Source organism: Verrucomicrobiia bacterium (genome assembly GCA_035629335.1).
In the GTDB taxonomy this organism is placed as follows: domain Bacteria; phylum Patescibacteriota; class Saccharimonadia; order Saccharimonadales; family Saccharimonadaceae; genus DASUUR01.
In genome coordinates this window covers 34,727-52,689 of sequence record DASPIB010000007.1, presented here as the reverse complement: position 1 = coordinate 52,689, position 17,963 = coordinate 34,727, and the positions used below count along the sequence as shown (strand labels likewise).

Sequence of the window (17,963 nt, the reverse complement as noted above, 5' to 3'; positions counted from 1 at the left end):
CAGTATACCGCGATTTTACCGCAAAATAAATCTTTATCACTAAAATAAATAAGCCACCAGCAGCAACCCGATGGTCACTACTGGTGGATGGAGCTACCGCTTGTTACGAATCAAGTACTGGTAGCCGTGCTGACTATGTGCAAAAAACAGCATCTGGTCGAATCGGTTCAACTCTTTGCTCAAGGGCTTCAGTGCCTCAACCAGGTTTCCTAGGCCCCTAAGCTTACCGTGAAGCTGAACGTCCACGATAATATCCTCTTCATATTTCTGACGGGTAACAGTAACGTAACTGCTCGCTGGTGCAAAAGGCTCTTGGATAAGCTTTAGAACGACGTCACTGAGTGCATTGGCGTAGCTACTAGAAACAGAAATGTTATCAGGGCAGCGGAAGTTCTCTTCTCCCAGCTTCTCCCGCACTCCCGCAAGACCTTCATGAAGCATGACACGTCCTGTCATTTGAAGCCTCCGTCGATGCACAACTTCAGCTGAAGAGTTCAGCCAGCTTTAAGTATAGCATGATTGCAAAAGCAATATTTATGTGATTATCTGCATCTGTTTCCTACCGAGAAAACCGTGGCTAGCAACGACGTCAGGATTTGATGACACGACTCGCTACTTACTGCTGCTGAGGCGTACGAGCCCATACCCAATTCCTCGTGACAGTGGTACAATACGAACGCCGAGCTAAGGAGCTGTCATGAGTAAAACTTCCCCGATTCACTCGATCGACTACGCACTGGCGCTTTATGGCGTCACGCAACGACAAGTCGAGAGAGCATCAGGCATGGATCAGTCTACAATTTCTCGACGAGCGAAGCTACCAATAGAGGAGGTGCCCTGCGACGAACTGCTAAAAATCACCGCTGCAATCACGCAGATCGCACGCGAAAACACACCGGCTGCTGAAGTAAGTTTTCACATTGAAGTAGTGACCGACAAAAATGGAGGGGCAAAGGTCAAAAGCGTGACGTCTACAATGCACCTCCTCTGATACTACCTCTTAGATTTCTTTGAGTTAACTGAGAAGCCGCCACCGAGGACTCATGGTTCATCCTTGAGTCCTCTTAAATTTCCGCCACAACTCATCTGCTATAAATGCTATAATCACCATATATGCCCTCACGCAACGCCAAGCTATATAGTATTCTTTTGATTCTGGCTGATGTTATTACCCTGTTTGGGGCTTTTATGCTGGCGTATGTGCTGCGCACCCAATTTGATAGCCGACCACTGGTGAATGAAGTCTACGCTATTGATTTTATGCTGACCTTTCTGGTGGTGGCACCGCTGTGGATTATCGCTTTTGCTAGCCTAGGGTTGTACAGTAGCCAAATTCGTATGCGGCGCTTAAGCGAGATTGGCAAGCTATTTATTGGTTCGTTTATCGGCATTTTAATCGTCCTCGGCTACGCTTTTGTAATTGACGAAGCCGTATTTCCGGCTCGCCTGGTGGCAGTCTACGCTCTGTTTGGCTCCTTTATTCTGCTAGTGGTTGAGCGGCAGCTGTTTCACTGGGTGCGCTCGCAACTGTTTCGCTTTGGCTGGGGCATCAGCCGAGTGCTCATTATTGGCTCGTCCGAAACCGTCCGCGATATCGCCGAGAATATCAGCGACACCAAAAAATCTGGCTTTAAAGTAGTAGCGATTGCCGGGCCGAAGAATATCGTGCCCGAACAGCTCGAGCTCAAGCACTTTTCATCGGTATTAAGCGCCTTGAAATCGGTCGATAGTTTGGGTGTAACCACAATTATCCAAACCGATCTTTTTGAGGACCCTGAAAAAAACAAAAAAATCCTCGATGCCGCCCAAACCCGCCACATAAACTACAGTTTTATTCCTGGCGAAAGCGAATTTTACTCTGGTAAAAATACGGTGGATGTCTTCTTAGGCTACCCGATGATTTCCGTCTCACAAACGCCCTTGGTCGGCTGGGGCGAAGTGGTGAAGCGAATTTTTGATATCGTGCTGACAACGGTAGTCATAGTTTTGCTCTCACCAGTATTTTTAGTGCTCATACTCCTGCAAAAGATTTTTAACCCTGGGCCAGTTTTTTACAAAAGCAAACGCCTCACCCGTTATTCGCAACCCTTTTACTTGTTTAAGTTCCGCAGCATGGGCGCTGCCTATGGTAACAAAGACGCCCTGACTGTTTTTAAAGAAATGGGTCGGCCGGACTTAGTAAAAGAGTATAAAGTCTACCGGAAAGTCAAAAACGACCCACGGATTACCGCTTTTGGGCGGTTTTTGCGCCGCAGCTCGTTAGATGAGTTACCTCAGTTATTTAATGTGCTAAAGGGCGACTTAAGCCTGGTCGGCCCGCGGGCGATTTTGCCTGAAGAAATTAGCTTATTTAAAAAACAGGGCGCGCTGCTCCATAGCGTAAAATCTGGCGTTACCGGGTTATGGCAAGTATCGGGCCGCAATAACCTCACCTTCGACCAGCGGGTTGAGCTCGAGCTGTATTATGCCCAAAACTGGAGCTTTTGGCTGGATATTAAAATTTTGTTCAAAACCATTAAAGTAATTTTCACCCGCGACGGAGCGCTGTAATGCCAAATAAACCGAAAATTGCAATTGTCCACGACTGGCTAACCACTATGGGTGGGGCCGAGAAAACTGTTCTGGCGCTGCACGAAGCTTTCCCGGATGCCCCAATTTACACTTCGGTCTATACACCCAGCACCATGCCGGCCTACAAAGGCTTAGATATTCGCACCACCTGGCTACAAAAGCTGCCAAGTTGGCTCACAAAGGTACATAAGTTCTTCCCGGTGCTGCGGGTATGGGCCTTCCGTTCACTCGACCTCAGTGCCTTCGATATTATAATCGTCAGCTCCAGCGCTGAAAGCAAACAAATCAAAAAGCACCCCGGGCAAACGGTTATTTGCTACTGCCATACCCCAATTCGCTACTACTGGAGCCATTATCACGAATACAAGCGAAATCCTGGCTTTGGCAAACTAAACTGGCTTATTCGGTTACTGATGCCCCTTTTGGTGCCACCACTCAAGAAAGCCGACTATAAAGCCGCTCAAAATATGGACATTATGATCGCTAATTCTAGCGAGGTGCAGAGTCGCATAAAAAAGTATTACCAGCGCACCGCCACAGTTGTGCACCCGCCGGTCGAAGTTGACCGCTTCACCAATCAGGCGCTTAACAAAAATCGCCATGGTTTTGTGATCGTCGGGCGGCAAGTGCTCTATAAACGAGTTGATTTAGCGGTCGCCGCCTGCACCGAGTTAGCCCTACCGCTCACCGTTTATGGTAACGGTAGCGAACACGAGCGGCTTAAGAAAATCGCCGGCCCGACCATCACCTTCATTACCAACGCTTCAGACAAAGAAGTTGCCGCTGGCCTCGGAAAAGCTGAAGCCTTTATCTTTCCGGCCGAAGAAGATTTTGGCATCGTGCAAGTTGAAGCCCTGGCTGCCGGCACCCCTGTTATTGGCTTTAACAAAGGCGGCACCACCGAAATCGTCGAAGACGGGGTCAGTGGGGTGCTATTCAACGAGCAAACCGTTGAGTCGCTCAAGCAAGCCATCGCCCGCTTCCAAACCATGGAGTTTCTACCTGCGACCCTCCACCGCAAAGCAAAACGGTTTCATAAAACCTTGTTCATTAGTAAAATGCAGAAAATCGTCGCCGATCAGCTTAATAAACGCTAGCTATTAAAACGCTTTGAGACATCACCAACTTTTTGGCTCATGTCTTTGCGGGCCACCAATACTCCATTTGGCGTATTGACCACCACCACGTTATCGAGGCCGATCACCGCGACTGGCTTGTCTTCTTCGTTACGGATATAGGCATTTTCGACTTCTTCGGTTTCTACTAAGCCTTTGACGAAATTGTTCCGCTGGTCGCGCTCCGAGGCCGAATGGGCGTCTTTAAATGAGCCCAGATCCACCCAGTCGAAGGTTGCCGGTACGACGAGCAGGTTTGTGGTTCGCTCGAGCAGAGCGTAATCGATGGCCATATTCTCAAAACTTAAGTACGCCTGTTGGTATGCTTCAGGGGTAGTCGCTGCTAAAAGTCGCTGGTAGTTATCGTGCCACTCCGGTGAAAACTCACGGAAAGCCGCCACAAACGTTGCAATCGAAGCCACAAAATACCCACAGTTCCACAAATAGCGGCCACTGGCAACGTAACTTTTCGCCATATCAAATTCTGGCTTTTCTTTAAAAGCGACCACTTGGTGGACAAATTGATGATCGTCGACGGCGCCGTCTCGTTCAATATAGCCAAATCCGGTAGCCGGGTAGGTTGGTTCAATACCTATCAGCGTCAGGCGCTTGTGGTCGGTAGTAGCTTTGGCGGCCGCCTCAAAAGACCGCTGAAAGCCTTCGATATCCCGAATCGCGTGATCAGCGTGCAAAAAAGCAATTGGCTCGTTGTTATCGTGTCGCGACTGCAAGTATTCTAGCCCGGCCACCATGCAACCAGCAGTTCCGCGGCGAGCTGGTTCAATAATAAAAGCGTCATCTGGAAGTTCAGGTAACTGCCGCTTAACGTGCTCAGCGTGGCCCGCTTCGGTAATCACATACAATTTATCGAGTGGCGCTAAAGTTTTGGCTCGGGCAACAGCGCTTTGTAGCAAGCTTTCGTCGCCCTTCATCTTTAACAAATGTTTTGGATATTCAGGGGTTGAAAGCGGCCAAAGGCGCGAACCTGAGCCACCGGCATTAATAACAGCAATCATGCTAAGGGATACCTCCTTTATTTGTCGCGCTGGATGCGGCTGACTAATGGGATAATAATTTTTTCTGGGGTAAATGAACTGTGCGCTAGCGCTGCGGCTTCCTGCTGTAAGCGACTGACCATGTCTGGGTCGTCAGCTAACGAATCGAGGGCATTTGCCAAAGCCTCCGCATCACCCGGTGGCACCAGCAGCGAGCCTTTTTGTAATAGACGACGCTGTGGTGGCGTATCAGAGGTGACCATTACCGTACCCATGGCAGCACCTTGGTAGATCTTGTTCGGCACCACTTTTTGAGCTTTTTCGGTGGTGCCAAAAATACCCAAACAGATGTCGTGGCTGGCGACAAAAGCCGGAAGCTTTTCTCGCTCAACCCATGGCAGCCAGGTTACCTTGACGTGACGTGGCGCACTAGCCAGTATAGCACGAACTTCTGGTTCGTCTTGTCCGCCGCCAACGAGCGTTACTTCTATCGGTTTGGTGACTAGCGTCAGAGCCTTGGCGATGGTCGGCGTCCCCTGTAGTGGCGTAAATAATCCAAAAAAAATAGCTTTTATCGGCGTATGCACTGCGCGGCGCGAGAGGCTTTTTTGCACAGTAAACCAATCGAGTGGCGCACCAACATACACCACTAAACCTCGGTGTTTGTACTGGCGCGGCAAGGCTTCAAAATGCTCTTCGGTATCGACAATAATAATATTCGAGCGCTTTAAAGCCGACATATCAAGCCATTCAATCAGTTTGGTTTTCAGGCCTTTTTTGACGCCGCGGTCTTTGGCTGTGCCTAAGCCGCTGATCATATAATCGAGCGCAATCGGCACCTTACGGAATAAAATCCGCGCCAGGCGAATATCAAACAGCCCCAAGTGCCCTACCAATACCATATCGGCATGTGGCAAGTGCCGCGCTTTAAAAATCAGTTTCGACCAGGAATACAGCAAGCGCCACGCCAGTAGCGGCAAACGCCAAGGCTGCTTAAGCATCGCCACTCTGGCTGCGGTATTGACGCCAAGTGGCACATTGCATTCGATCACCTCAATATGGTGAGCTTTAAGTCCGTCTATCAACACTTGGACGCGCGGTGACGCCTTAACGTCGTAGGTGCCAAAGACAATTACTCGTGGAGCGGTTGCGGTCGGGCTAGCCATGGTTTACCTCTGACTGTAGCCGCTTATTCCAGACTAGATATTTGAATAACGCGGTCATCGATGGTCCGTCTACCAGCTGGTTATCGGTAATTAATTCCATAATTTCGGGCACTGAAAAGAAAGCAGCGTCGGTAATGCCTTCTTCTGCTTGTTCGTGCTGATCGGTAACCACTAGCCTTCGGGCCACAAAAGTTTCGCCGATGCCCGTCGACATGCCATTTGCAATCGCAAAACTACCGATATTGTGCCACGAATCAGCCGTATAACCGGTTTCTTCTTGTAGCTCACGCTGCGCGGCCAGCAGTGGCGGTTCACTCTCTTCTACCGAGCCGGCCGGAATCTCCCACCCTGCTCGGTCGGTCGGATACCGGTGAAGTTTGACCAATAGAATCTTTTTATCTGCACTTTCAGGGACAATAAACACCGCTGGTTGGTCTTCGACGACAAAATACTCTCCTGCCTCGCCGTCTGGGCGAACTACTTCGTCGCGTCGCACCTTATACCACGGGTTTTCATGGACATAACTACTTCTGACTGTTTTCCAGGTACTCATATATTCCATCATAACAGATGCGGTCTATTCGGTACTGAGTAAACGAGCCCCGAGTGCGCAATGCACACCCAGGGCTCGAGGTCACGAGAATATCATGCCTGTTGGGGTGGACGTCGTCTGCCAGGTGTTACCCTCTCTGTCACGACAACTGAATGTAAATCTTCCGTTCTTTAGCTCTCCAACTTGCGTCACGAAAATTTCACAACTCCCTGGCATAGCGAGGGAATTAATCTCTAGCCACTTCTGGGTATCTTGTGCAAAACAAACTGTGCTATGGGACACTGGATCATACTTCCGATTTGCAATTACTGCAGTGCTGTCGTTCGACATTGTTTCTCCAGGTCGAGGGAATTTTTGCCCTTTAATTATATCGGGAAGACCGTCGAGGTCAACAGTTGATCTGTTATGCCTTCTTTTACATACCTAGCCCTCGACCAATTTCTATATTCGCAAAATCGCTTCTTTTTATCGTAGAATACAACAGGCGGTATTCCACGGATATTACTGGAGCAGATGTGCGGCGAGAACAGCTTGCCTTTCGTCATCAATCCGATGTTGGACTGCTTGAGCTTTGCGTGGTTCTCTTCGATACAGCGATTGCCGCGTATCTCGACGATTTCTCTCAAATGCAGGGAATTTTCGAACAGAATCTTACACACGCTGCAAGCATTCTTGAGAATGATGGCACAGCGCCACCCAGGCGCGTTCTTCTCCTTCGTGAAAAGTTGCTTTTCACGCTAGATGGACCAGTAGTAGTGCAGTTTGCAGGAGCGATTGCAGGGCCTGTATCAACAAAAGCAATCGACACAGTGGTTGAGGGGATGCTTAATATGCTAGATATCTAGTGTTTGTTCTCCTCATCTTGAAGACTGTCCACACCCCAAAAACATCCCCTCTGGAGTGCAGCAAACATGACCGACCACAATGTCTTCTATATTGAAATCGAACGGTCGCCCTTTGCAAGCATGAAGGCGGAGCTGCTGAAGCGGCATCGTAAAACCCTTGCAGCGCTTGCGCACGATGATCCGTGGCTTGCGTTTGATTATCTTTGCGAAAAAGTAGCCGCCTACTCCGTGACAATCTACAAACGAGGCAAGCCTCTCGTTACAGCTGGTATGGATGGGTATGAAGCAGCTCGAGGCATGGCTATCTCTGTATTGCAGCGACGTGCCCCTGACGTGTGCCGGAAACCGCTTACAATGGCTGTTCGCGTTGAACGCCCTCGCACCCTAAAAGAAGTCCTGCAGGGTAAGAAAATGGTTTTTGACGAAGTCTGCACTTTTACGGTGCCGGTTCAGCGCTAGTGCTTTTACCCCCTCTCTTACTTTTACGTAGGAGAGGGGCTTAACTTGAGCTATGCTATTTACTTCCTGGTCTGCCATGTTAATGTCTTTTCCTGACCTCACAAGGGACACAGCTTGATGGCGCCGCACAGATATGATATAGTTTCGCCATCGGGCAAAGTCTGGACTACCGATGCACCTATTGACCAGAAGGGAGTGCTGCCTATGTCAAAATTGACACTTTCCGCTCTCATCAAACAGCGTGGTTTTGAGCTCGCAGACCTTTATCTGTCTGAGCTAGAAGTCTTTAAGGGCCGTGTTACTGCCAATGTCGGTACCTATGTTATCGATACTGTGCAGTTGACCTATGCTGCCGATGCGCCGCCGCACATTGTTCTTGATACCACTCACCTTGTAAGCGAGGTGGAGGCTCAAGAGGAATACGATGCCGGCGCCAGCAGTGCAATGGTTGATGCGATGCAACTTATGCCTCAAGCTGCAACAATAGTGCTCGCTTCTCCTGATAACACTTTGTGGTTTAGGATCCCAGAAGATGACGAAAATACCTGCTGGTGTATCCACAGTCCATACCACCCAGTCCTGCCAGGCCATATCGTACCCCAACTGGATTAACTCTACAACAGGGTGCTGCAACTCAATTGCGGCACCCTGTCAACATTTAACTTACCCTATCTAGAGAATTGACTTCATACGCCACCCCAACGCCGCTCCTTAATGTAGTTTTTTCGGTAGCGCCGGAGGCACTGTTGGCTGACACGGAGACCATGTCTGCCGGAATTAGACGATGCGACATAACTATTCGATAAAATTATCCGACTGATGCGCCCATAATTCAGCATACAACCCTTTTCGCTTCACTAGTTCCTGGTGTGAACCGTCTTCAACTACATTGCCGTCTTTTAGTACCAGTATTCGATCCATCTTGCGGATGGTGGATAAGCGGTGCGCTACCACAATCGTCGTTCGGCCAACCATTAATGTGTCGAGCGCCTTGGTGATCAGCTTTTCTGAAGTTGAATCAAGTGAACTGGTGGCTTCATCTAAGATAATAATTGGCGCGTCCTTTAAAATCGCCCGAGCTAGCGCAATTCGTTGTCGCTGCCCGCCAGAAAGCTTAACGCCGCGCTCGCCGACCATTGTGTCGTAGCCTTGAGATAACTCTCGTATAAAATCATCGGCCGAAGCCAGCTTCGCCGCCTTGATTACTTCGTCTCGGCTAGCTTCGGGCTTACCGTAGGCAATATTTTCAAATATCGACCGGTGAAATAGTAGCGGCTCTTGAGGCACATAGGCAATATTTCTCCGTAGATCTTCTTGAGTAATCGCGCTAATATCCTGTCCGTCTATAGTAATGGTACCTTTTTGGATATCCATGAAGCGTAATAGCAACTTCGTGAGAGTTGTTTTGCCACTGCCACTTGGCCCCACCAATCCTACCTTCTGCCCAGCCGGAATTGTCAGGTTAAAATCTTTAAGTAATATCTTTTTCTTCGGTGCGTCGTCGTAGCGAAATTGCACGCTATTAAAGCCGACTTCACCTTTATGAATGCGGCTCGTTTCAGGCTGTTCTGGATCGCGGACTTCATGCGGCTGCATTATTATACCGGTCATTTCGGAGGCATCAGCCAGGGCTTCTTCTAGCCGATCCATGAAACGGCCGAAGCCCCACAGCTGCGAGATCAACTGCGACAGATAGAGCTGAATGAGCACCACTTCGCCAATGCTGATCGCTCCGGATAACGCAAACTGCACCGACAGATACAGCACTGCCATATTTAGAAGAATAATCACCGCCGATTTATACATCCGGATCCGTTCACTCATGCGGGTGGATGTAAGGCGCAGATCGTGACGGCGCTGGCTCAGCTTGATAAAATGACTGGTTTCTTCTTTTGAACGAGCGAACGAGCGCACCGTCAAGGTGTTACTGATGCTATCCGCCAGCCGGGCGGTGACCTCAGATTGCGATGCCGATGCCTGGCGAGAATAGCGCATCTTCTTGCGGTGTAGCCACACCAAAGAGGCACAAAACAACACCGTCCAGATAGAAAAAATGATGGCGATTTGCCAGTTCACAAAAAACAGAATGATAAGAATCGCTATGTATTGCCGAGCCAACATACCAAAGTCACCTAGCATGGTTTCGAGGGTGCGTTGGTAAGCCGCCGTTAACCGGTTAACTTTTGCGACCAAGGCGCCGCCAAAGTTGTCGGCAAAAAACGCCAGGCTATGTTCTTGTAATTTCTTGAAGCTTAGGACTTCAAGGTCGCGCACACCTTTGGGTTCAAGGCGAATGTAGGTTTGCATCATCAAACGCCCAGCTAAAAAGTAAATGATCCGAATAGCCGCAAAGGCAAATAGTAACGGTGTGAAGTCGTGGATAGTCAGCTTTGAAATATCGGTGCTTGTTAGTTTATCAACCACCAAGCTCACCAATAGCGGCCCGGCAATTGCGTCGGCTAAAATAAAAATCGTCGCGCCGATTTCTGACCAAATTAATAGCCACTTATAGCGCCACGTTATCCGCCAGAATAATTTCAGGGTTTCGCGTGACATATGAAGTATTGTACCATTATTTACTTCCAAGATCGCTCGTTCCGATACTGACAAAAAAGTAATATATTATATAGTAAAAAAGAGCCAAGCCGCGACAGGGGAACAGATATGACTATCGGAGCTCCGGAGCTCAAAGCAATTGAAGCAGTCATGAGTGGTAAACAATCGCTTGAAAAAGCCATGGCAACATATTCGCCCTGGCAACGTACCGTAACAGCCGTCGCCATACTGCATTTGGCGGGTGAAACCTATTTTTACCGCAACGAATATGGTCCGACCCTACGAGTAATTGCAGCCTATCATGGCATCCCCATCGGCAAGTTGCCGCGCGATGACTACGATTACCCGTGCCAACCTGCGTGGTGCGAAGCAGTTGATGTCACGAAAATGGTGACTCTAAGCCGAAATCGTGGCCTGCATCAAAGCCAACATGGCAAGGGGACTGAACTTGAGCTTACTCCGCAACCAGCGCTAGAAGCATTTTGTGACAATGCCAGCTACGTGCAGCGAGCTAAAACTTTGCTCACAAATGCTCGTAAATCGGCTGCGGATTTCAAGATAGCCTACGACGAAATGTTCGAGCGAAGGCGTCAACAGTATCTGAGATTCCAACGAGCCCTTGAAGCTGCCGGCCTGGAGGGCGTCGAAAGTATTCCCCATCAAGACATCGCCGATCTGCGCTCTAAGCTATTGATGGTAGTCAGTATAATTGATGCGCACTTTCCTAAGAGTCGTTAAATGCCTCGCGCACTCCTCGGAGTGCGCTTCTTTACAGCATATTTTACTTCAGATTATTAAAGATAGACGCCCCGGCTCAATGAAGAGCTGGGGCGTTTGTTGCTACCGCCGGTATGTACCGAGGAACTGGTCAATACCACCATCGTCACTGTAGTCGGTGATGTATCGCTCTTTTGCGAAATGTCCCCGTACGGCATCGACAAAAGCATCGCGTCCAGCTTGCTCAGTAGATCGTGCCACCGCTACTGATCGATCTCCAGAAACAACAACCTTGCTAACAAGCCCGTGCTTCTCCAGCTGGTACGCAAGTTGTGCCTCAGCGTCGGCAAAGGATTTACCGTTCGCTGGTCGAAACCAGATGTAGAAATGACGAAAACCAGGCTCGTCAGCAGCAAGTCTATTAATGATCTCGGCAGCCGAAGGCGTGACATTGGACATTCGCATTTGGTTCGGAGTGAAATTAACCGCCGCAGTTGAAACTGTATCCAGCCACAAACACATTTTCCTCATGGCATCCTCGCGTGTCGAAGACAATATAACTCTCTGCTTATACACTATTTTATATTTTTATGCAACTTATCCACATTTTTGCTGCTCCCGCAAAAAGAGCACCCAGTAATAAAAACAGCATTATTGCCAAAACCTAAAGGTCATTATGCGCTACAATAAACATATATGAATATGCTTATCACTGGTGGCGCGGGGTTCATTGGGGCGAACTTTGTGCACTACACCGTTACTAACCACCCCGAATACACTGTGACCGTTATCGATAAACTCACCTATGCCGGACACCTTGAAAACCTAGCGCCAGTACAGGATAAAATTACTTTTGTACAGGGCGACATCTGCGACCGCGAGCTGATGGATAAACTGGTGGGTGAAACTGATGTGGTGGTGCACTTTGCCGCCGAATCGCACAACGATAATTCACTGCGCGACCCCTGGCCATTCGTTGAAACTAACCTAATTGGGACCGCTACCATCCTTGAAGCAGTTCGTAAGCACAATAAGCGCCTGCATCACATCTCTACCGATGAAGTCTACGGTGATCTTGAACTAAATGACCCGTCAAAATTCACCGAAAAAACCCAGCACAACCCCTCAAGCCCCTATTCCAGCACCAAAGCTGGCTCGGACTTACTCGTAAAAGCCTGGGTTCGGTCGTTTGGCATTAAAGCTACTTTAAGTAACTGTTCCAACAACTACGGCCCCTACCAACACATCGAAAAGTTTATCCCACGCCAAATTACCAACGTGCTTTCGGGCATCCGGCCTAAGCTTTACGGCACCGGCGAGCAAGTCCGCGATTGGATTCACGTTGACGACCACAATGCCGCCGTGCACACCATTCTCGAAAAAGGCAAAATTGGCGAACTCTACCTGATTGGCGCCGATGGTGAAGAGAACAATAAATACGTAGTGGAAACCATTCTCGAACTCATGGGCCAGCCAAAAGATGCCTACGATCACGTCAACGACCGCCCCGGTCACGATCAGCGCTACGCTATTGATTCAACCAAACTACGCACCGAACTCGGCTGGCAACCGAAGTACACCAACCTCCGTGAGGGTCTACAAGCAACAATCGACTGGTACCGTCAGCACGAAGACTGGTGGAAATCAGAAAAAGAAGCCGTTGAAGCCGCCTATAAGGCGCAGGGGCAGTAGATATGGAAACCTGGCAGCCAGTATCTCAAGAAGTGACCGCTCGCGCCACCAGCATTCCTGGCCTGTTTGAATTCCAGCTCGATGTGCGCGGCGATAACCGCGGCTGGTTTAAAGAGAACTATCAGCGACAAAAACTACAGGCCGCGCTCGATACCATTGCAACTGAAAACCGCCAAGCTTTTGATAATTTTACCGTTATCCAAAACAATATCTCTTATAACAAACAAGCCGGCGTCACCCGCGGTATTCATGCCGAGCCGTGGGACAAATATATTTCGGTGGTACACGGCGAGGCCTTTGCCGCCATTGTTGATCTGCGTCCCGGCGATACTTTCGGTAACCTTGAAGCTTTTCACCTCACCCCAAACACGGCTATCTTCGTGCCAAATGGCTGTGGCAACTCGTTCCAGGCCCTCACCGATGACTTAGTTTACGCTTATTTGGTCAACGCCCACTGGTCGCCCGACGCTGAATACATGTTTGTTAATTTGCGCGATTCAGAACTCGCGATTGACTGGCCTATTCCCATCACCGACGATTTAATTTCAGCTAAAGATAAAGCCCACCCAACACTTGCTGAGGTGCGCGCCACACTGGAGGTATAGCTATGGATGACAGCCGTTTCTTAATTATTGGGGCGTATGGGCAGCTTGGCAAAGCTCTTTCAGAGCGCTTCCCAAACGCCCAAAAAACCGACCGCGACACCTTAGATATCACCGATAAAACCGCTCTTGAAGCCTTTAACTGGGAAGATGTTGACGTCATTTTAAACGCCTCGGCTTTTACCAACGTTGATGGCGCTGAAACTCCCGAAGGCCGGGTAGCAGCTTGGCAGATTAACGCCCAGGCCGTGGGGTATTTAACGCGCATTGCAGCACAGCACGATATCACACTGGTGCACGTTTCTACCGAATACGTGTTTGACGGCACTAAAACACCCCATACAGAGAACGAACCAGTTTCACCACTCGGTATTTACGGCCAAAGCAAAGCTGCTGGCGATATTATTGCTGGCGTCGCACCAAAACACTATATTCTGCGGACCACCTGGCTCATTGGCGAAGGCAAAAACTTTGTTCGCACCATGATTGGCCTGGCCGAAAAGAATATTTCGCCCACCGTCGTAAGCGACCAGGTTGGCCGCCTGACTTTTACCCCAACCTTAGTTGAGGCAATTGAGAAACTCCTTGCAGTAAAGGCCCCTTACGGCATCTATAACGTCACCAACAGCGGTGAGCCCGCCAGCTGGGCCGAGATCACTCGCACTATTTTCACAATTATGGGCCGAAACGATCTAACCGTGACTGATACCTCCACCGAAGCTTATTTCAAAGATAAACCCGGTATGGCAGCGCGGCCGTTGCAAAGTGCGCTTGATCTGACTAAAATACAATCTGTTGGCGTCGTGCTGCGCGATTGGCGCGACGATCTTACTCGTTACATTGAATCACAACCAAAGGAGTAGCCTATGAAAGGGATAATCTTAGCCGGTGGGTCGGGTACGCGGCTGTACCCAATTACGAAAGCAACAATCAAACAGCTGGTGCCGGTCTATGATAAACCGATGATCTACTACCCGCTCTCCACCTTAATGAGCGCCGGAATTCGCGACATCTTGATTATCTCTACCCCTAAAGACCTCCCGCGTTTCGAAGAACTACTCGGCAGCGGCGAACAAATTGGCTGTAATTTCACCTACAAAGTCCAGGAAAAGCCACGCGGCCTGGCCGATGCCTACATTGTGGGCGCAGATTTTATCGGTAGCGATAAAGTCGCCATGATCCTCGGCGATAACCTGTTTTACGGGGCTAATATGGGCGAAAAACTAAAACAATACGCCGATGTTGACGGTGCAGTTGGTTTTGCCGCGCCCGTAAAAGATCCGCAGCGCTATGGTGTTTACGAATTCGACGACCAGATGAACGTGCTTTCGATCGAAGAAAAACCTGAAAAACCAAAATCGCATTACGCTAACTCTGGCCTGTATTTCACCGATAACAATGTCGTTGAAATTGCCAAGAACGTCAAGCCAAGTGCCCGTGGCGAAGTTGAAATCACCGAAGTTCTTGATGCCTACCGCCGCATAGGCAAGCTGAAAGTGTCGCTGCTCGATCGTGGCACCGCCTGGCTCGACACCGGCACTTTTGACGCCATGCTCGACGCCAGCAACTTTGTGGATGTCGTCGAAAAGCGCACCGGCCAAAAAATCGGCTGCATTGAAGAGATTGCCTGGCGCGAAGGCTTTATTTCAGACGAACAACTGCACACCCTGGCCGATCCTCTGAAAAAAAGCGGCTACGGTACTTACCTACTCGACCTCTTAAAGCATAACTAGGAGCACCGCTTATGACCCCCGACCTTTCAACTATTACTATTCTTGGTACTGGCTACGTTGGTATTTCGAGCGCCGCGATTATGGCTGCCGCTGGCTACACGGTTTATTTAGTCGACGTTATTCCTGAGCGGCTGGAGAGTATTCGCCAGGGCAAAGCTTTCTTTTACGAAGAAGGCTTAGACCCGCTGATCGCTGATGGCGTGGCAAAAAACAAGATTATCCCGACTGAATCGTATGCCGAATCAGTCGCGAAAAGCGATGTGGTGTTTTCGTGCGTTGGCACCCCCGACAACCCCGATGGCAGCAGTAACCTCAGCTACGTTTTTGCCGCCGCCGAAGAAGCCAGCCAATACCTAAAGCCTGGTAGTGTATTCGTACAAAAAAGCACCGTTCCGGTGGGCACCGGCGAAAAAGTTGAAGTCGCCATGGCCAAAAGCGGCAAAACCATTCGCTATGTTTCAAACCCAGAATTTCTGCGCGAAAGCACAGCTGTGTACGATACGCTCTGGTTCGACCGCATCGTCCTTGGCGGCAGTGATGCAGAAGCCCTTGAAAAAGTCATGGCTATTTACCGCACCATTGCCCAACACCGTGACAGCATTGCCGAGCTAGCCGGTATTTCGGGGCCAAAAGACAGCCCTGAAGGCCAATACATTACCACCACCCGCAACAGCGCCGAATTAGTAAAAGTCAGCGCCAACGCCTTCCTCGCCCTTAAAATTTCGTTCGCCAATTCGATCGCTAAGCTGGCCGACGCCGCTGGTGCCGATATTACCGAAGTCATGAACGCCGTCGGTGCCGACCCGCGAATCGGCCGGGCATTCTTGAACGCTGGCCGCGGCTACGGGGGCGGTTGTTTTCCGAAAGACGTCAGCGGCTTAATTAACAGCGCCCGCGAGTTTGGCGTGGATATGGAAATCATGCAAGCTGCCAGCCACTTAAACGATTCGATGCCTGGCTATATAGCAGAAAAACTAAAGCAACAGCTCGGCAACAACTTAGCAGGCAAAAAAATCGCCGTGCTTGGCTTATCCTTCAAAGCTGGTACGAGCGACACGCGGCGTTCGTCGGCCATCGCCCTCGCTAACATCCTGGCCAAAGAAAAAGCTGCGGTACATGCTTACGACCCTGAAGCCAACAAAGAAGCCAAACCCGAACTAGACAGCTCCATCACTCTGCATAATTCCACCGTCACCACTGCCGAAAAAGCTGACGCCATTCTAGTAGCTACCGACTGGAAGCACTTCACCCAGCTTTCGGCTGTCGACTATAGCCAATTCGCGCCTGGTGCGGTTTTTGTAGACTGCATGAACCGTTTTGTTTCTGAAGACTTCAAGGCAGCCGGCATGGCGTACATTGGAGTTGGTCGCTCATAGTCAGAAATGCAGAGACTAAAAATATCCTTCCGTCGCTTCGCATATTCTTCAATGGTTTAGGATCTTGATAAGCCAAGAGTTGTGCTATAAAGAAGGCCTTGGCAAAAATCGCCAAGGCCTTTTTGGGGTTGCCTACTTTTGGTTCGTCTCAACCCGACGCTGAACCGCTGCCGCGAGATCTTCGTCCGTCAGCGAAACGCCAGGGAGCGTCATACCCTTGCCATCAAGCCAAAAGCTTCCCGACTCAATGTCCTTTGCACTTACATTCTTGACCGTAAGAGTTACCCTCTTCAGTCGGTGAGAATCACCAATAGCCGTTCCCTCGCCTGGGGTGAGGTCACCCAACACGTTCTGGGTGGCTTTTGAAATCCAGCCCTCATCCATTTCAGGCGCAGCAGCCTTAACAGCAGCGAGAACTCGTGCATGCGTTACTGGCTTCGACTTGCCCATGAAATTGCTCCTATCTCTGGAGGGACAACCTATCTATTCTACCTTTTCCCCTATAAACGTACAAGTCAAACTGTGACAAGCGCTAAACTTCTTATGGCGCCAGCTGTCACAATCCTGGATATAGTCCAATTAGCCTCAATTAACGTATTTTGCGCGGCTTAGCTTTTACTATATAATTAAGGTAACTATGAAAGTTATCATCCAAATCCCTTGCCTTAACGAAGAGGCAACCCTACCGCTTGTGTTTGAAAAGATGCCAAAGAAAATTGATGGCGTTGATGTATTAGAATACCTGGTTGTCGATGACGGCTCTACTGATAAAACAGTTGAAGTTGCGAAAAAGCTAGGCGTACATCATATTGTGCGACACGCCCGAAATATGGGTCTCGCTCGTTCATTTCACGATGGCGTGTCGTATGCCCTGGCGCAGGGCGCTGATATTGTCGTTAACACCGATGGCGACAACCAGTACCCGCAAGATCGCATCCCTGATTTAGTCAAGCCGATCCTGGAAGGCAAAGCTGATATCGTCATTGGCGACCGCCAAACCAGCACTATTGCCCACTTTTCACCGCTCAAAAAAGCCTTGCAGCGTTTTGGCAGCTACATCGTCAATAAAGCCGCCGGCACAAATATCCCTGATGCCGCCAGTGGTTTCAGGGCCTACTCACGCGGTTCGCTTATGCGGATGAATATTATTACCCAGTTTAGTTACTGCATGGAAACTATCATTCAGGCCGGCAACAAGCGGATGGCCATTACCAGCATCCCAATTACCACCAATGCGAAAACTCGCGAATCGCGGCTGTTTAAATCGATGCGCCAACACGTCATGAAGTCTGGTGCCGCTATTGTGCGAGCCTACCTAATGTACAAGCCGCACGTCATATTTACGACCCTTGGCGTGACGCTGCTTGCCCTCGGGTTAATTCCGTTCGTGCGCTACTTTTACCTGATCGTCAACGGCAGTGATGGTAGCCACGTGCAGTCGTTAATTGTCGGTACCACTCTACTGATCGCTTCCTTTTTATCGTTTGTGCTAGGCATTGTGGCGGATATTATCCGCACCAACCGAATTCTAACCGAAGAGACTCTCGAGCATCTAAAACACATCCGGTTCGATAAGTAGCACC

At 49.6% G+C, this 17,963-nt stretch carries 20 protein-coding genes; 13 read left to right on the top strand and 7 right to left on the bottom strand.

Features of this window, described 5'->3' with window-relative positions; all coding sequences use genetic code 11:
- Positions 1 to 93 precede the first annotated feature (93 nt).
- The gene (locus tag VD907_06060; GenBank protein ID HYG84409.1) at positions 94 to 456 is read right to left on the bottom strand and encodes a hypothetical protein; all 363 of its coding nucleotides are present in this window, start codon (positions 454 to 456) and stop codon (positions 94 to 96) included.
- Between the two features lie 241 nt (positions 457 to 697).
- On the opposite strand from VD907_06060, the gene VD907_06055 reads away from it, so the two are divergent.
- The 3 genes from VD907_06055 to VD907_06045 all read left to right on the top strand — a co-directional run bounded on the left by VD907_06055 (position 698) and on the right by VD907_06045 (position 3,668).
- Positions 698 to 991: a hypothetical protein gene (locus tag VD907_06055; protein ID HYG84408.1), complete on the top strand. Its 294-nt coding sequence runs from the start codon at positions 698 to 700 to the stop codon at positions 989 to 991.
- A gap of 122 nt (positions 992 to 1,113) precedes the next feature.
- Positions 1,114 to 2,550 carry a sugar transferase gene (locus tag VD907_06050; GenBank protein ID HYG84407.1) on the top strand — a complete coding sequence of 479 codons (1,437 nt, stop codon included), beginning with the start codon at positions 1,114 to 1,116 and terminating at the stop codon, positions 2,548 to 2,550.
- The gene (locus tag VD907_06045) at positions 2,550 to 3,668 is read left to right on the top strand and encodes a glycosyltransferase (GenBank protein ID HYG84406.1); all 1,119 of its coding nucleotides are present in this window, start codon (positions 2,550 to 2,552) and stop codon (positions 3,666 to 3,668) included. The genes VD907_06050 and VD907_06045 overlap by 1 nt, the downstream gene beginning before the upstream one ends.
- Here the strand turns inward: VD907_06045 and VD907_06040 are convergent.
- The 3 genes from VD907_06040 to VD907_06030 are packed head-to-tail and all read right to left on the bottom strand — an operon-like array spanning position 3,665 to position 6,400.
- Entirely contained in the window at positions 3,665 to 4,702 is a 1,038-nt protein-coding gene (locus tag VD907_06040) for a sugar phosphate nucleotidyltransferase (protein ID HYG84405.1), read from the bottom strand. The two genes, VD907_06045 and VD907_06040, sit on opposite strands and share 4 nt — an antisense overlap.
- A 17-nt stretch (positions 4,703 to 4,719) precedes the next feature.
- Positions 4,720 to 5,847 (bottom strand): glycosyltransferase, encoded by a 1,128-nt coding sequence (locus VD907_06035; GenBank protein ID HYG84404.1) that lies wholly within the window; start codon positions 5,845 to 5,847, stop codon positions 4,720 to 4,722.
- Positions 5,840 to 6,400: an NUDIX hydrolase gene (locus tag VD907_06030; GenBank protein HYG84403.1), complete on the bottom strand. Its 561-nt coding sequence runs from the start codon at positions 6,398 to 6,400 to the stop codon at positions 5,840 to 5,842. Before VD907_06030 ends, VD907_06035 begins: the two co-directional genes overlap by 8 nt.
- A gap of 515 nt (positions 6,401 to 6,915) precedes the next feature.
- Here VD907_06030 and VD907_06025 point away from each other — a divergent pair.
- From VD907_06025 to VD907_06015, 3 genes are all read left to right on the top strand, one after another.
- Positions 6,916 to 7,245 (top strand): hypothetical protein, encoded by a 330-nt coding sequence (locus tag VD907_06025; GenBank protein ID HYG84402.1) that lies wholly within the window; start codon positions 6,916 to 6,918, stop codon positions 7,243 to 7,245.
- A gap of 66 nt (positions 7,246 to 7,311) precedes the next feature.
- The gene (locus VD907_06020) at positions 7,312 to 7,704 is read left to right on the top strand and encodes a hypothetical protein (GenBank protein ID HYG84401.1); all 393 of its coding nucleotides are present in this window, start codon (positions 7,312 to 7,314) and stop codon (positions 7,702 to 7,704) included.
- A 204-nt stretch (positions 7,705 to 7,908) separates the two neighbouring features.
- Complete coding sequence (locus tag VD907_06015; GenBank protein HYG84400.1) at positions 7,909 to 8,316, top strand: hypothetical protein; 408 nt, start codon at positions 7,909 to 7,911, stop codon at positions 8,314 to 8,316.
- Between the two features lie 183 nt (positions 8,317 to 8,499).
- Here the strand turns inward: VD907_06015 and VD907_06010 are convergent, their stop codons facing one another.
- Positions 8,500 to 10,260 (bottom strand): ABC transporter ATP-binding protein, encoded by a 1,761-nt coding sequence (locus VD907_06010; GenBank protein ID HYG84399.1) that lies wholly within the window; start codon positions 10,258 to 10,260, stop codon positions 8,500 to 8,502.
- Between the two features lie 108 nt (positions 10,261 to 10,368).
- Between VD907_06010 and VD907_06005 the strand changes: the two genes are divergently transcribed.
- Complete coding sequence (locus VD907_06005) at positions 10,369 to 10,998, top strand: hypothetical protein (GenBank protein HYG84398.1); 630 nt, start codon at positions 10,369 to 10,371, stop codon at positions 10,996 to 10,998.
- 102 nt (positions 10,999 to 11,100) lie between these two features.
- Here VD907_06005 and VD907_06000 read toward each other — a convergent pair whose 3' ends face one another.
- Positions 11,101 to 11,493, bottom strand: coding sequence for a hypothetical protein (locus tag VD907_06000; GenBank protein HYG84397.1), 393 nt, complete (start codon positions 11,491 to 11,493; stop codon positions 11,101 to 11,103).
- Positions 11,494 to 11,673: 180 nt separating this feature from the next.
- On the opposite strand from VD907_06000, the gene rfbB reads away from it, so the two are divergent.
- The 5 genes from rfbB to VD907_05975 are packed head-to-tail and all read left to right on the top strand — an operon-like array spanning position 11,674 to position 16,380.
- Positions 11,674 to 12,669 (top strand): dTDP-glucose 4,6-dehydratase, encoded by a 996-nt coding sequence (gene rfbB / locus VD907_05995; protein ID HYG84396.1) that lies wholly within the window; start codon positions 11,674 to 11,676, stop codon positions 12,667 to 12,669.
- 2 nt (positions 12,670 to 12,671) lie between these two features.
- Positions 12,672 to 13,274, top strand: coding sequence for a dTDP-4-dehydrorhamnose 3,5-epimerase (gene rfbC, locus VD907_05990; protein HYG84395.1), 603 nt, complete (start codon positions 12,672 to 12,674; stop codon positions 13,272 to 13,274).
- 2 nt (positions 13,275 to 13,276) lie between these two features.
- A complete protein-coding gene (locus VD907_05985) occupies positions 13,277 to 14,134 on the top strand; it encodes an NAD(P)-dependent oxidoreductase (protein ID HYG84394.1) in 858 nt (285 codons plus the stop codon).
- Between the two features lie 3 nt (positions 14,135 to 14,137).
- The gene (gene rfbA / locus VD907_05980) at positions 14,138 to 15,004 is read left to right on the top strand and encodes a glucose-1-phosphate thymidylyltransferase RfbA (GenBank protein HYG84393.1); all 867 of its coding nucleotides are present in this window, start codon (positions 14,138 to 14,140) and stop codon (positions 15,002 to 15,004) included.
- Between the two features lie 11 nt (positions 15,005 to 15,015).
- Positions 15,016 to 16,380 carry a UDP-glucose/GDP-mannose dehydrogenase family protein gene (locus VD907_05975; protein HYG84392.1) on the top strand — a complete coding sequence of 455 codons (1,365 nt, stop codon included), beginning with the start codon at positions 15,016 to 15,018 and terminating at the stop codon, positions 16,378 to 16,380.
- Between the two features lie 132 nt (positions 16,381 to 16,512).
- Here the strand turns inward: VD907_05975 and VD907_05970 are convergent, their stop codons facing one another.
- Positions 16,513 to 16,830: a hypothetical protein gene (locus tag VD907_05970; GenBank protein HYG84391.1), complete on the bottom strand. Its 318-nt coding sequence runs from the start codon at positions 16,828 to 16,830 to the stop codon at positions 16,513 to 16,515.
- A 187-nt stretch (positions 16,831 to 17,017) separates the two neighbouring features.
- Between VD907_05970 and VD907_05965 the strand changes: the two genes are divergently transcribed.
- A complete protein-coding gene (locus VD907_05965; GenBank protein HYG84390.1) occupies positions 17,018 to 17,959 on the top strand; it encodes a glycosyltransferase family 2 protein in 942 nt (313 codons plus the stop codon).
- The last annotated feature ends 4 nt before the right edge of the window (positions 17,960 to 17,963 follow it).